At 46.1% G+C, this 13120-nt stretch carries 12 protein-coding genes; 8 read left to right on the top strand and 4 right to left on the bottom strand.

Going from position 1 to position 13120, the window contains the following annotated elements; all coding sequences use genetic code 11:
- The first annotated feature begins 57 nt into the window (after positions 1–57).
- A complete protein-coding gene (locus M2134_RS13485; RefSeq protein ID WP_280751577.1) occupies positions 58–630 on the top strand; it encodes an RNA polymerase sigma-70 factor in 573 nt (190 codons plus the stop codon).
- Between the two features lie 73 nt (positions 631–703).
- Positions 704–1468 carry a phosphatase PAP2 family protein gene (locus tag M2134_RS13490; protein WP_280751578.1) on the top strand — a complete coding sequence of 255 codons (765 nt, stop codon included), beginning with the start codon at positions 704–706 and terminating at the stop codon, positions 1466–1468.
- A gap of 6 nt (positions 1469–1474) precedes the next feature.
- Here the strand turns inward: M2134_RS13490 and M2134_RS13495 are convergent, their stop codons facing one another.
- The 3 genes from M2134_RS13495 to M2134_RS13505 all read right to left on the bottom strand — a co-directional run bounded on the left by M2134_RS13495 (position 1475) and on the right by M2134_RS13505 (position 3724).
- Positions 1475–3001 (bottom strand): GH3 auxin-responsive promoter family protein, encoded by a 1527-nt coding sequence (locus M2134_RS13495; RefSeq protein WP_280751579.1) that lies wholly within the window; start codon positions 2999–3001, stop codon positions 1475–1477.
- Positions 3002–3176: 175 nt separating this feature from the next.
- A complete protein-coding gene (locus M2134_RS13500; RefSeq protein ID WP_280751580.1) occupies positions 3177–3506 on the bottom strand; it encodes a hypothetical protein in 330 nt (109 codons plus the stop codon).
- A complete protein-coding gene (locus M2134_RS13505) occupies positions 3503–3724 on the bottom strand; it encodes a hypothetical protein (protein ID WP_280751581.1) in 222 nt (73 codons plus the stop codon). Before M2134_RS13505 ends, M2134_RS13500 begins: the two co-directional genes overlap by 4 nt.
- 240 nt (positions 3725–3964) lie before the next feature.
- Here M2134_RS13505 and M2134_RS13510 point away from each other — a divergent pair, with 240 nt between their 5' ends.
- The 4 genes from M2134_RS13510 (at position 3965) to M2134_RS13525 (ending at position 7869) form a co-directional block, all read left to right on the top strand.
- Positions 3965–5005, top strand: coding sequence for a hypothetical protein (locus M2134_RS13510; protein ID WP_280751582.1), 1041 nt, complete (start codon positions 3965–3967; stop codon positions 5003–5005).
- A gap of 62 nt (positions 5006–5067) precedes the next feature.
- Positions 5068–6096, top strand: coding sequence for a histidine kinase (locus M2134_RS13515; protein ID WP_280751583.1), 1029 nt, complete (start codon positions 5068–5070; stop codon positions 6094–6096).
- 4 nt (positions 6097–6100) lie between these two features.
- A complete protein-coding gene (locus M2134_RS13520) occupies positions 6101–7162 on the top strand; it encodes a histidine kinase (RefSeq protein WP_280751584.1) in 1062 nt (353 codons plus the stop codon).
- Positions 7159–7869, top strand: a complete 711-nt coding sequence (locus M2134_RS13525; RefSeq protein ID WP_280751585.1) for a LytTR family DNA-binding domain-containing protein — start codon at positions 7159–7161, stop codon at positions 7867–7869. Before M2134_RS13520 ends, M2134_RS13525 begins: the two co-directional genes overlap by 4 nt.
- A gap of 114 nt (positions 7870–7983) precedes the next feature.
- Here the strand turns inward: M2134_RS13525 and M2134_RS13530 are convergent, their stop codons facing one another.
- Positions 7984–9654, bottom strand: a complete 1671-nt coding sequence (locus M2134_RS13530) for a nucleoside kinase (RefSeq protein WP_280751586.1) — start codon at positions 9652–9654, stop codon at positions 7984–7986.
- An 81-nt stretch (positions 9655–9735) separates the two neighbouring features.
- Here M2134_RS13530 and M2134_RS13535 point away from each other — a divergent pair, with 81 nt between their 5' ends.
- Both M2134_RS13535 and M2134_RS13540 read left to right on the top strand, forming a co-directional pair.
- Positions 9736–11538, top strand: a complete 1803-nt coding sequence (locus tag M2134_RS13535; protein WP_280751587.1) for a Na/Pi cotransporter family protein — start codon at positions 9736–9738, stop codon at positions 11536–11538.
- A 46-nt stretch (positions 11539–11584) separates the two neighbouring features.
- Entirely contained in the window at positions 11585–13060 is a 1476-nt protein-coding gene (locus M2134_RS13540) for a S41 family peptidase (RefSeq protein ID WP_280751588.1), read from the top strand.
- Positions 13061–13120: the final 60 nt, after the last annotated feature.

Here is a 13120-nt window from a genome sequence, read left to right on the forward strand (position 1 = left end):
TTATCTTTGTAAGCTATTGTTCCAAATCTAATTACTGCCAAAGAAATTATTTTCAGCATGGAGAGAGTTGATGCAACGGGATTCCGAAAATTCTATCATCTGTATTACAACAGATGCTTTCTCTTTGCCAAATCCTATGTGTTCGACGATTGGGTGGCGGAAGATATTGCTTCGGAGGCACTGATCAAGATTTGGGAAATAACCAAAACCAAAGAGATCGAAAACCCTAAGGTGCTCCTGTTCACCATCGTAAAACACAAATCGCTGGACTACCTGAGGCATGAATCCGTCAAACAAAATACCTTAGCCAACCTATCCGAATACGGCAAAAGAGAACTCGACATTCGAATATCCACCTTGGAAGCCTCTGATCCCGAGAAGATCTTTGCCAGCGATATCCAGCAGATCATCCGGCAATCACTGGATCGCCTTCCGGAACAAACGCGGCAGATCTTCGAAATGAACCGCTTTCAAAACCTATCCAAAAAAGAGATTGCCGACAGCTTTGGTATCACCATAAAAGGGGTTGATTACCATCTCTCCAAAGCATTGAAAGTGTTGCGGGAAAATCTCAAAGATTATTTGCCTATCTTATTATTTTTCGCGCAGGAACCCATGAGCCGTTTGTAAGGATAGATAAGGAGTATTGCCTCTTTTCCCAAATAAATTGTTTTTCTTTGCAGCTGAAAAGAGACAAACGTATATGAAAAGATATATCCTGTTGATTTTGCTGTGTGTGAACGCGTCGTTGGGCTGGAGTCAGACCAACAGCGAACAGGCCGTGCCGGTCGACTCCGTGCCAGTGCGGATGCCGATTGCTGAATACACCTTCAAGCCAAAGCAACTGATCCTGCCCGCGGCACTTATCGGCGTAGGGGCAGCCGGGCATCTGATCGATGGTATGGAAGATTATCACCTCTTCAAGCGGGGAACGCGCGACAAGCAGATACGGGTTGATGACTACCTGGAATGGGGTATGCTCGGTTGGGTATTTGTATGCGATCTGATGGGAAAAGAGAAACACAACTGGGTAGACCAATTGATGGTGGTAGGGCTGGCTGAGGTATTGAATGCCGGCATGGTGCAGGGATTGAAAGAGGTGGTCGATGTCAAACGTCCGGACGGCAAGTCTCACAGCTTTCCATCGGGACATACCTCAAACGCCTTTCTGGGTGCGCATATCGCTTATAAGGAGTTTCGTCATAGCTCGCCGGTATTGGCTTATTCGGGTTATGCGATTGCCACTTTTGTCGCTGCCTCGCGCATCTACAACAACCGTCATTGGATGGCCGACGTGGTGGCCGGTGCCGGGTTCGGTATTCTCTCTGCTGAATTGTCTTATCTGATCTACTTCCCGGTGCGCAATGCCATTGCCCGGAACATCAACAAAAAGGCGGCTGACAATTGGGTGATTGCCCCTACGATGCAGTCGAATAATGTCGGATTATACCTGTCGTTTCGCTTCTGATCGCGATCAGGCCAGTGAGGCCGAACGGTTGATCTCAAGCAGCTCTTCCAATAGTTCGCGGCTGTTGCTCAGGCGAGGGATCTTATGTTGCCCGCCCAGTTTTCCCCTTCGGGCTAACCATTCATAAAAAACACCTTCACGGGCTTCGACAATCTCCAGCGGTTGGAGCGAGATATTTTTGTAGCGTTTTGCCTCGTAGTCGGAGTTGAGATGCTGTAGGTTTTCATCCAACAGACGGGCATATTCTTCGATGGATTCGGGCTTTTTCACAAATTCGATGATCCACTGATGACAACCTCTTGCTTTGTTGAGCATAAAAAGAGGAGCCGCAGTATATTCTTTTACTTCGGCGCCAGTTTGTTGATTGGTCAGCGCAATGGCTTTATCGGCATTGTCGACCATTAACTCTTCGCCAAAGGCATTGATATAATGTTTGGTGCGCCCGGAGATAACAAATTTATGAGGGAATAACGAGGTAAAACGAACCGTGTCGCCTATCTGATAGCGCCACAGGCCGCCCAGGGTGCTGATAATCATCGCGTAGTTGATATCTTTCTTCACCTCATGCAATGGCAGGACGGTCGGATTATCGCTATCGAGCTCATCCAACGGGATAAATTCATAGAAAACGCCATAATCCTGCATCAACAACAGGCTACGATCGCTCAGATCGCTTTGGATACCAAAGAATCCTTCGGAAGCATTATAGGTTTCCATATAGTGCATATTATCGGAAGGGATCAACGCCTTATAGCGGTCGCGGTAGGGCTCAAAACTAATGCCTCCATGGAAGAAAACCTCCATATTCGGCCAGACCTCGGTCAGATATTCTTTGCCCGTTTTGGCCAGTATAGCACGAATCAACACCAGCATCCAGGAGGGAACCCCTGAAAGGCTGTTCACATCTTTGTTCCAGGTGCTTTCGACAATCGCTTTGATCTTGCTCTCCCACTCATCCATCAGGATGATCTTTTTCTTGGGCACACGCACCAGATTGACCAACGGATTGAGGTTTTGCAGCAATACCGCCGAAAGGTCGCCCTGGTGAGCCTGAGCATTCAGGGCAGAAGGGCTGTGGCTTCCGCCGAGTATCAACCCTTTTTTCGAAAAAAAGCAACTTTTGGGATTGTTTTCCAGATAGAGCGCCACGCAATCGACCCCGCCTTTGTAATGACAGCGCCAGAGGATCTCATCGGTCACAGGAATAAATTTGCTCTTATCGTTTGTCGTGCCGCTGCTACGGGCATACCAACGCACAACAGATGGCCACAACACATTCTTTTCGCCATTCACCATGCGGGTGATATAGGGCTTCAGATCGTCGTAGGTCTGGATAGGGAAACGCTCCTTGTAGTCCTGGTAAGAACGGATACTTTTGTAATCGTACTTCTTCCCCCATTCAGTATGTCGCGCCTTATCCAGCAACTTCTTCAGCTGTTTCTGCTGAATAAGATCACTGTATTCCGCAAACTTCTCGATATTGCCCCGGCGATGCTGGAAAAAAGGAGAAATAAGACTTGTTAATATATCCATCCCAATCTGTTTATTATATAAACCGCAAATGTAGCGATATTGTTTATTAATCAGCCATTCAGGCCAGAGAAATTAAACGTTCTCGCCCCATTTTGCTTTCATCGGGATATCGGCTATAAAAAGGGAGGAAATGAAAAACCGAAGTGTAAGCAACCGGGGGAAACAATTCTTTTCATTATAAAAAATGTGCTATCACATGATTGTTGGAAATATAGCGGATTAAATAGACTAAATCTTCTTTGTCCTGGTAAATCGTAAAGAACACTACCCATTGTGTTGTTTTGTTTTTCCGGAAAGTAGCATAATACATTCCATCTCCAAATTGCTCAAAGTAAGCGGGAGCTTTTCTTTTCGGCCTATTGGGCAATGTTGTTTTTATATCATACAGCAATTCATCTACATACCTCAACGCACTATCTTCCATGCCAAAATAGTCCTTTTCAAATAGGATAGTAGTCAATTCATTAAAATAGTCTAAGGCCTCCGGTAAAAAGACAATCCTCATTTCTTGTCGTGCTTGTATAGTTCCCTAATATGAGTTTTTGCTGCTGCAGCAAATTCTTCCATACTAACTGCCCGATAGAAATCCTCATCCGGTTTCTTAATACGTTTCAGACAAGCTGCGTCCTCAGCTAAAGGCTCCTCCGCTTGATAAACAGATGCAGGATCATGGAGGTTTTCCTTTTTGCCGGCCTCGTCATTTATGTTGTAGATTCGTTTCATAGCTATTTGTTTTATACAAATATACTATTTTTCTCTGAGATCACGAAGGAATGACGCATTTGATGTATAACTACTTTGTAATTCGTTTTCCTTACTTTTGCTGCTTAAATAAACAGGTTATTCAACCTATTTCCTGTTTTCGTCTTCCCTTTCCCCGCTTTTGTCTACTTTCGCTGTCGGAGGAAGAAACGACCTATATCTTTGCGGCATATTAATTTTGAACAGAACAAATTTATGAAAATGAAAAAAGTAATGATACTCCTGGCATTGGCTTGTCTGCCGGCAGGATTTATCTTTTCACAGACTGACAATGAGAAAAAAGCGGCTTTCCAACTCAGCTTTATACCGCCCTTAAGCACACAGGGAACAGAGGCGCCTATCTATACCAATGCCGTATCGTTTAATATCCTGGCGGGTGTGTCCAGGAGTGTGACTACATTTTCTGTAAGCGGTTTGGGTATGTATGTGAAGCAGGACCTCGGGGGATTCCACCTCGCCGGTTTAGGTACCTATGCGGGTGGCAGTGGGCAGGGCACAATGATTGCCGGCCTGTTGAACCGGACCAGCGATTACAGCGGCTTCCAACTGTCAGGGCTTGTGAACAAAACCCATGAGATGAATGGCATACAGATAACAGGTCTGGCCAATGTGGCGACCGGGACGATGAATGGGTTTCAGCTTGCCGGACTGGTAAACGTAGCCAACGATGTCAATGGGTTTCAAATCGGCGGATTAATGAATAAAGCAAAAAAGGTCAGTGGGTTCCAATTGGCCGCTATACTCAACATAGCCGACGAGAGCGATTATCCCATCGGGCTGGTCAACCTGATCAAAAACGGGGAGAAGAGCATCGGTATCACCTATGATGAGATCGGCTCCACCATGGTGGCCTTCCGCTCGGGGGGACGCATATTGTATGGTATACTGGGTGTCGGCTACAATCACAAAGCGAAAGAGGAGAAATATGTTGCGGAAGGAGGGCTTGGCGCACATATCCCGATCTCTTCCCGTTTCCGGATCAATAACGAACTACGGTCGCAATTCCTGACAGATTTCAGCGAGGACAACCAGGTAGACCACAATAGCTTTGCCATTATGCCTGCTTTTCGTTTCACTCCCCATTTGGAACTATTCGGTGGGCCGAGCCTCAACTATATGTCGACCAACAATACCGACAACCTGAGTATGTTCCCCAGCCATAGTCTCTGGAAAAAACATACCGACACGAAACTGAAACAGTTGTATCTCGGATTCAGCGTAGGGGTTCAGTATATTTTCTAAAGATGAATCTTTCCCTGCCTCATAGAGATTCTCACCAGGAGTCATTTTTCTATAAATTGCTCATGGATAGGCGCACCGGTTACCGTATCGGGCGCCATACCTTATTGATCCTGGCGGTCATGGCCGTCGCCTTCAACCAGATCTATATGGGATTCCTTGAGTACCATGAGCTGTTTGGCAATTCTATCTATCTATTCTCGCTGTTTATTCTCGTCACTTACCTGTTGTTAGGCTATTTCAATATCTATATACTGGTTCCCCGCTTGTTATTAAAAGAAAGATACCCAGCCTATTTCACGCTCTTTTTCTTTCTGATCATGCTTTTTCTTCTCGTCCATTATGGATTTGAATATGCCGTATTGAAATACTACCGGCTCGATCCCGGCCAATATTCTTACTTCAATAACACGGGAAATCCTCTATGGTTGGAGTTACTCTCCTCTTTCCTGATCGACAGTATGGCCATTCTGGGTGTTAGTTTTATGATCATTTTCAAACACTGGCTGATCAACGACATGCAGGTACACGAACTGGAAACCCTTCATATGCAGTCGGAGGTCGAAAAGCTGAAGGAGCAGATCAATCCTGTTTTCTTGCTTTCCATCCTTCATAACGTAGGCGATATAGTGGAGGAGAACCAGGAGAAAGCCTCTGATATGCTGATGGATCTGAGTGAGATTTTACGTTATCAGTTATACGATTGCAACCGTCAGGAGGTTTTGTTGCATGCCGAAATCAGCTTCATCCGCAACTACCTTCAATTGGAACGATGCCATTCCGGGATGTTGAGTTTTGAGGTAGCTACCGAAGGGGATGTCCACAGTGTATTTATTCCTCCGCTCCTGTTTCTTCCTATCGTGCAGTATGCCGTTAAAAAACAGGAAAAGAGAGGATGTGCCTACCGGATAGATCTTTGTTTCCGGGTCGACAACGATTCCTTTTCACTTTTCTGTTCCTGCGCGGAAGCCGATCTGTATGACGAGGGATTAAAGAATATCCGGTTGCGCCTGAATAGGTTATATCCCGAACGCTATGAGTTGCAGATCAGGGAAGAGGACAGCCGCTTCCTGCACCTGAAAATAAATTTTTAACCCCATGGAGTATTTCAATAAAGATGTCATATCTGATCTATTGGTCGACAGGCGCTATCGTACTGCCCGCTACCTGATTATCGTACTGGCACTCACGATTATTACCATCAGCATGGTACTGGGCAACCTCACCTATTTGGGAAGCTCCGAATATGAATTGTTTGAATGGGCGTCCTACATCTTTTCCGTATTCGGATTGATCTTGTTTAATGTCTGTTTCTTAGTGCCTCGCTATCTATTGAAAAACCGCCTCACCCATTACTTTTTTTATGCCGGACTGCTTATTATAATCATCTTAGCTATGCTGGCCGTTCTGCAGACCCAGCTATTTTCTTCAAAAACAATCATCGAAAAGATGGGAATGGGTGCATTGTACCTGAACCTTACATCCTCTTTTGTTTCCATGGGACTATTGCTTGCCGGGTCGTCTGCTATCATGCTGTTTCGCTACTGGATAAAAAACAACCGCCGCATCAATGAATTAAAATCCGCCACCCTGCAGTCGGAGCTCGACCTGTTGAAGCAGCAGATCAATCCCCATTTTCTTTTTAATATGCTCAACAATGCCAATGTACTGATATGGAAAAACAAAGAGGAGGCGCGTAATATCCTGTTCAAGCTGGAAGATCTGTTGCGTTATCAATTGCATGAGGAGAACAAAGACCAGGTTTTACTTACCTCCGACATTCAATTCTTACGCGATTATCTTAATCTGGAAAAAGTGCGCAGAGACAAATTCGAATTCAAGATAGAAGAGGAGGGCGAGATGGAAGAGATACGGGTTCCCTCTTTTCTCTTTATCCCATTTGTTGAGAATGCAGTCAAACACAATCAGGACAGCAAACATGAGTCCTACGTGCACATTTATTTCCGTTTACATACTAATCAATTGACTTTTCGTTGCGAAAACTCCAAACCGATCAGGGAAACAGTGAAAAAAGGGGTTGGCGGCATCGGTCTGAAAAATATACAGCGTCGTTTAACGTTATTATATCCAAAGCAGCATACATTGCTTATCAACAATAACGAAACGACCTACGAGGTCATCTTAACACTCGAATTATGAATTGCATTGTCGTAGACGATGAACCTTTAGCACGGGAAGCGGTGGAGATATTGATCCGGCGGAGTGGCAAACTCAACCTCTTAGGATCGTTCAACAGTGCTGAAACGGCTTCGGAATTTATGGAAGACCACCCGGTCGATTTACTCTTCCTCGATATACAAATGCCCCATATCAACGGCTTGGAGTTTGCTCGTACTATTCCTAAAAACACGTTGATTATCTTTACTACCGCATACGGAGAATATGCTTTGGACAGCTATGAGGTAGAGGCCATCGATTACCTGATTAAACCCATCAAATTTGAACGTTTTCAGAAGGCGGTGAATAAAGCGATTGTGTATCATTCGCTGCTCAACACCGAAGAGAAAGAGAATGTTGGCGATATAGAAGCAGACTTTATCCTTGTCAAGTCCGAACGGAAATACTGTAAAGTATGTTTTTCGGATATTCTTTTTATCGAAGGGTTGAAGGATTATGTGATTATCCACAGTGAAAAAGAGAGAATAATCACCAAAATGAACCTGAAAAACATCCATGAGAAGCTACCCGGAAAGCAATTCTTCCGGATCAACAAATCATACATTGTCAATCTGCAACACATCGATTCGTTCGACAACAACGATGCATACATCAAAAATCATGTTGTAGCCATAGGAAACATTTACCGGGAAGCCTTTTTCGATAAGTTTATACACAAAAGACTATAAGACAGGCCAATATTTGTGGATTATTCCACTTCCATATTTTTTCTCACCCGCATGAGAATTTTTTCTCACGCGGGTGAGAATTTTTTTACCGGCTCTTTTGCGGCGTTCTTGCCATCAATATTTGAACGTTCCCCCACCCAGGAACTCACGCAATAGCGAGGTGCCCGGCAGGTCGGCCTCGTTGATGTAATTGAAATAGCGCAAGAAACGCAATAGGCGGTAGGCCTCCGCGTTCTCCTTATCGCATTCGCGCACCTCCCGGAGGATGGGCTCGGCAAACTTGCGCAAGGCGGCCAGTTCGTAGAGCATCGCGCTATTAAACATCGCGTCGGCATTTTCTTGGAATGGGAAGATCCATTTATCTTCACCCCGGCGCACGCTGGGCCAGCGCGAGATAGTCTCCTGTGCCGAATAACCCCGGAAGCGGTAGTCGCGGATGATGCGTCGCAACAGGCGGTTGTCGGTCGTCGGGATCCAGTTGTGGTTGTCGAGCGAGATAGAGGTCAGCGCCGACACATACACCCGGTATTTGAAATGATCATCGATGAAAGCGGTCAACTCCGGATTCAGGGCGTGGATGCCTTCGATCATCAGGATGGAATTTTCCTGTAGCTTCAATTTTTTTCCTTTGTACTGACGCGTGCCTGTCTCGAAATCGAAGCTGGGCAGATCGATCTCTTCGCCTTTCAACAATCGCTCGAGGTCGTGGTTGAAATAGGGTAGGTCGAGCGCGTATAGGGACTCAAAATCATATTCGCCATGTTCATCCAACGGGGTATCCACGCGATTCAGGAAATAATCGTCGAGGGAGATGCTCACGGGATGGATCAGGTTGGTGATCAACTGGATGCCCAACCGCTTGCTGAAGGTCGTTTTTCCCGAAGAGGAGGGACCGGAGATCAAGACGATACGTACGCCCGTCTGATGGAAGCCTTTGGCAATCTTCACGGCGATATGGGCAACCTGTTTCTCCTGCATGGCTTCCGACACCATGATAATCTCGCGGCTATGTCCGGCAGCAAGCTCCATGTTGAGGTCGCCGACGTTATCGATTCCGACCGTGCGTTGCAGGGTCAGGTGTTGTTTATAAGCCTCGAACATCTGTGGCTGAGGAACGATCTCTTCCAGTTGGCTCATATCGTCGCCGCGGGGTATACGCAATAGAACCCCATCTTCATAAGGCGCTAAATCGAAGAGATGGATATAACCCGTCGAAGGGGTCAGGCAGCCGTAGAAATAATTGATATATCCATCGAGCTCGTAATAGGAGGTATACGCCATGCCCGCCGATTCGATCAGGCGTGCTTTGTCTTCCATGCCTCGCTCGCGAAACAATACAGCAGCATCCTCCGTCCGGATGGTGCGGGGAATGAAGGGCAGGTCGGCATCGATGATCTCCTGCATGCGGATTTTGATCTTGTCGATTGTTTCCGCGTCGAGTTCTTTCCCGTTGTGGATCACACAGTAGTAACCCTTCGACACCGGATGTTCGAGGTAGAGAGTAGCCGTGGGCAGGATATCGTTTACCGCCTTGGAGAATATATGACAGAGGGAACGCACATAGGTGCGCAGGCCGGACGACCGTGTGTAGTCGATATACTCAACGTCTCTCGGGTGCCAGCAACGGAAAGTCAAGGCTTCCGTCTTACTGTTGACCTGCGCGTTCATAGGACGGTGCGGGAGCGGCTCTCCTAATCTTTTGTAAATATCGAGTAATGAAGATCCTATGGGCACATCTAAATAAGTCTTGTTGTTTTTGCAGAAAATTGTAATGGTATCAGGCATAATAATCTATTTAATTTTGTAATTTCGTCCCCCAAAGTAAAGAATATTAATCAGATATACAATCGTATAAACCTAATTTAAATGGACTACTCATTTTTTGACTTTTTGACCCTGGTAGGATCGTTAGGGATGTTCCTGTATGGGATGAAAGTCATGAGCGAAGGTTTGCAGAAAGTGGCAGGGGAGAGATTAAGGGGCATCCTGTCGGCCATGACCACCAACCGCTTCACCGGCGTATTAACCGGTATCCTGATCACCGCTCTTATTCAATCTTCCAGCGCGACGACCGTTATGGTGGTCAGCTTTGTAAATGCCGGACTCCTTTCATTAGCTCAATCCATCAGTGTTATTATGGGAGCCAACGTAGGAACGACGGTGACTGCCTGGATCATTTCACTATTTGGCTTCAAAGTAGACATCAGCCTGTTCGCGCTTCCGCTTATCGGTATTTGTCTGCCGCTGATATTCTCAAAGAAAAGCAAGCGAAAATCATGGGGTGAATTCCTAATGGGTTTCGCTTTCTTGTTTATGGGGCTTGCCTTCCTGAAAGATTCCGTGCCCGATTTGCAAAGCAATCCGGAGGTATTAGCCTTCCTGCAAGGGTACACCCAGATGGGCTATGGCTCTATCCTGCTTTTTCTTGCCTTGGGGAGTATCCTGACGGTGATCGTACAATCATCGAGCGCGACGGTAGCCATTACGCTTATCATGTGTACCAAAGGATGGATACCTTTCGAGATGGCGGCGGCGATGGTGTTGGGAGAGAATATCGGAACCACGATCACGGCTAACCTGGCGGCTTTTTCGGCGAATGTATCGGCCAAGCGCGCGGCGTTGGCACACCTGATGTTTAATATTTTTGGCGTATGCTGGATATTGGCTCTGTTCTATCCTTTTACGAATATGATCTCCTGGATCGTGACCAACTACGGACCGGGCGACCCCAAGGCGATGATGGAGTTTCTGAGTACATTATCCCCGGAAACCATCTCGGCGATTACCTCCGGGCAAACATTGACCGATCCGCATCTGATCGATCTGCAGAAACAGTTGATGTCGCTGCAGGTATCAGTATCGTATGGCCTTTCGCTCTTCCATACGTTGTTTAATATCGCCAATGTATTGATCATGGTTTGGTTTGTCAATGGCTATGTCTTTGTATGCTCCAAACTGATCAAATCGAAAGAGAGCGAAGAGGAAGAGTTCCAGTTGAAATATATCTCTTCGGGTATGCTGTCGACCTCCGAACTGTCGTTGATGCAGGCGCATAAAGAGATCGCGGTCTACGGAGAACGCACCAACCGTATGTTCGGCATGATCCATGATCTGATGAAAGAGACCAACGAGGACGACTTCATGCAGAACTACAACCGGATAGAGAAATACGAAAGCATAAGCGACCGGATGGAGGTAGAGATTGCCAACTACCTGACCTACGTTTCCGAAGGACGCTTAAGCTCGGAAGGGAAAGAAGAGACCCGTATCATGCTGCGCACCGTGACGGAGATCGAGAGCATCGCGGACTCCTGCTACAACCTGGCTCGTTCCGTTAAACGCCGGAATGAGGGCAAATCGGCATTCACCGACGAACAGAACGAGAACATCGAAAAGATGATGCAGCTGTTGACGAAAGCGATGGATCGGATGAACGTCATCCTGAAGAAACAGGATGTGGTGATCGACGATATCAATCCGTCTTACAACCTGGAAAACCAGATCAATAACCTGCGTAATCAGTTGAAGACAAAGAATATTGAAGATGTAGACAACAAGAAATACGACTACCAGGATGGTGTCTACTATATGGATATTATCGCCGAGTTCGAGAAGATGGGCGACTATATTCTGAATGTTGTGCAGGCCATTGTGGAAAAGAAAATATAATTTTCACTACCTTTACTATAATCAATTAATTAAAAGGAGTAACATCATGAACAAACATATGTTATGGCTTGCGGCTATATGCCTGTCTCTGTTCGCCTTTGCGGCTTGTAGCGACGGAGAAGACACGCCGGATCCTAACCCGGGTCCGACAGAGAAAACAACCAATGACTGGATCTATGAAACCATGTTGGAGAATTACCTCTGGTATGACGAGATTGAGAAAAAAGGGAAAGAGGGATATAACTTCAACCTGGAACCGGACGAATTCTTTGAATCGCTCCTCTCGAAAAAGGATGGGCTTTGGCAAGGCACCGGAGGGTATAATTTTTATTTCTCCTATATCGAAAAGAAACGGACCAAGAGTAAATCGATCTCCGATCTGGACCCGACCTATGGGTTCGACTATATCGTTTACAGCGTGACCGATAATAGTGGGAAATATTTAGGCTATGACTGGGCTCGTATCCTCTATGTGTTGCCCAATTCACCTGCTTCGGAGGCGGGGATCAAACGAGGCGATTTCATCTTAGGCTTCGATGGGAAAGATAATAACCTGACGGATTACACCCTGTTGGAAGAGGGAAATGGGGCTACCTTCACCATAGGTGGCTTAAAATGGAGCGAACAGACTAAAGCCTACCAGATAGCCATCACAGGCACTACCGCTATCTCCAAGGCTCGCCTTACGGCAAACAACCCGCTCTTCTTAGATAGCGTATATCATATCAATGGCAATAAAATAGGCTATCTGGTGTACAACCACTTCTCTTCTGGGCCGGAAGATTCCAACGATGGTTCTTACGATAAAGAGATGAAAACCATTTTCACCAACTTCAAAGCGGAAGGGGTGAATGAGTTTGTCCTGGACCTGCGCTATAACGGAGGAGGCCTGGTGTCTTGCGCCCGGACGTTAGCCTCTTGCCTGGCTCCGGCAAACGATCTGACAAGCGGAAAGACATTCTGTAAGATGATGCATAATAGTAAAAAGAGCAAGGAGGATTACACCTATCCCTTTGATAAATCCCTCACCTCTTCGAATCTTGATCTGAAACGTGTTTACGTGCTTACCGGCCGATGGACAGCTTCTTCATCAGAGGCGGTGATCAATGCCCTGAAGCCTTTTATGGAAGTCGTTTTAATTGGTAGTCAAACCATCGGAAAAGCGGTAGGCTCTGTCACCTACGGCGAAAAAGAAGATAAATATGATTGGCTGATGCACCCCATTATCTTGCGGATTTGCAATGCGAATGACGACGCTAATTATAGCCAGGTAGGCTTCAAGCCGGATATAGCTAAAGAAGAGATCAAACCTCCTTTTATTCTGTATTACGACCTGGGCGATACCAACGAAGCCTTATTAGCCACCGCTCTTGCTAAGATCAACGGCACGAGCAAAGCCTCTGCCCCGGAATTGCGCACAGCAGAGTCTATGCCTACCCTGGAACCCGTTTACAGCTCTGTTGGACGCCATGTTCCTCAAGGGTTGATTTTCGACGAAAAAATGTTGGAAACAGCCAAATAAAACAGCGTTTTATTCAAAACTTTCTATATTCCCTTCTTGTTCAATTAGAAACAAGAAGGG

The organism is Parabacteroides sp. PM6-13 (assembly GCF_029892605.1).
In the GTDB taxonomy this organism is placed as follows: Bacteria; Bacteroidota; Bacteroidia; order Bacteroidales; family Tannerellaceae; genus QVMG01.

Excerpts from the sequence above, each read along its gene's own strand:
- M2134_RS13485 (WP_280751577.1), top strand. The coding sequence starts at position 58 with ATGGAGAGAGTTGATGCAACGGGATTCCGAAAATTCTATCATCTGTAT.
- M2134_RS13490 (WP_280751578.1), top strand. The coding sequence starts at position 704 with ATGAAAAGATATATCCTGTTGATTTTGCTGTGTGTGAACGCGTCGTTG.
- M2134_RS13495 (WP_280751579.1), bottom strand. The coding sequence starts at position 3,001 with ATGGATATATTAACAAGTCTTATTTCTCCTTTTTTCCAGCATCGCCGG.
- M2134_RS13500 (WP_280751580.1), bottom strand. The coding sequence starts at position 3,506 with ATGAGGATTGTCTTTTTACCGGAGGCCTTAGACTATTTTAATGAATTG.
- M2134_RS13505 (WP_280751581.1), bottom strand. The coding sequence starts at position 3,724 with ATGAAACGAATCTACAACATAAATGACGAGGCCGGCAAAAAGGAAAAC.
- M2134_RS13510 (WP_280751582.1), top strand. The coding sequence starts at position 3,965 with ATGAAAAAAGTAATGATACTCCTGGCATTGGCTTGTCTGCCGGCAGGA.
- M2134_RS13515 (WP_280751583.1), top strand. The coding sequence starts at position 5,068 with ATGGATAGGCGCACCGGTTACCGTATCGGGCGCCATACCTTATTGATC.
- M2134_RS13520 (WP_280751584.1), top strand. The coding sequence starts at position 6,101 with ATGGAGTATTTCAATAAAGATGTCATATCTGATCTATTGGTCGACAGG.
- M2134_RS13525 (WP_280751585.1), top strand. The coding sequence starts at position 7,159 with ATGAATTGCATTGTCGTAGACGATGAACCTTTAGCACGGGAAGCGGTG.
- M2134_RS13530 (WP_280751586.1), bottom strand. The coding sequence starts at position 9,654 with ATGCCTGATACCATTACAATTTTCTGCAAAAACAACAAGACTTATTTA.
- M2134_RS13535 (WP_280751587.1), top strand. The coding sequence starts at position 9,736 with ATGGACTACTCATTTTTTGACTTTTTGACCCTGGTAGGATCGTTAGGG.
- M2134_RS13540 (WP_280751588.1), top strand. The coding sequence starts at position 11,585 with ATGAACAAACATATGTTATGGCTTGCGGCTATATGCCTGTCTCTGTTC.